Source organism: Lelliottia nimipressuralis, assembly GCF_004115925.1.
Lineage (GTDB): Bacteria > Pseudomonadota > Gammaproteobacteria > Enterobacterales > Enterobacteriaceae > Enterobacter > Enterobacter nimipressuralis.
Window position 1 is genome coordinate 1 of the sequence record NZ_SDDX01000063.1, and the last position, 747, is coordinate 747.

The 747-nt window shown below is 59.7% G+C and carries 1 protein-coding gene; it reads left to right on the plus strand.

Annotated features, from left to right (window positions below; all coding sequences use genetic code 11):
- Positions 1-747: AMP-binding protein (locus ETG88_RS22200; RefSeq protein ID WP_164971845.1), on the plus strand; the 747-nt coding region annotated here is incomplete at both ends.

Below are 747 nucleotides of genomic sequence, written 5' to 3' on the forward strand. Positions count from 1 at the left end.
AAAAACCCGAACGTCAAAACCATCAGCAACGTCATCGTCCTTAAGCGCACCGGCGGCAACGTCGAGTGGAAAGAGGGGCGTGACCTGTGGTGGAGCGACCTGATTGAAAAAGCCAGCGACCAGCATCAGCCCGAAGCGATGAACGCGGAAGATCCGCTGTTTATCCTCTATACCTCCGGCTCGACCGGCAAGCCGAAAGGTGTGCTGCACACCACTGGCGGCTATCTGGTTTACGCGGCCACGACCTTTAAATATGTCTTCGACTATCACCAGGGCGATGTTTACTGGTGTACCGCCGACGTGGGCTGGGTCACCGGCCACAGCTACCTGCTGTATGGCCCGCTGGCCTGCGGCGCGACTACGCTGATGTTCGAAGGCGTTCCGAACTGGCCGACACCTGCCCGTATGTGTCAGGTGGTTGATAAGCATAAGGTCAACATTCTCTACACCGCGCCGACCGCGATCCGCGCGCTGATGGCCGAAGGCGACAAAGCCATCGAAGGCACTGACCGCTCCTCCCTGCGCATTCTTGGCTCCGTCGGCGAGCCGATTAACCCGGAAGCCTGGGAGTGGTACTGGAAGAAAATCGGCAACGAAAAATGCCCGGTGATGGACACCTGGTGGCAGACCGAAACCGGCGGCTTCATGATCACTCCGCTGCCGGGCGCAATCCCGCTGAAAGCCGGTTCCGCGACTCGTCCGTTCTTCGGCGTGCAGCCTGCGCTGGTGGATAACGAAGGTAACCCC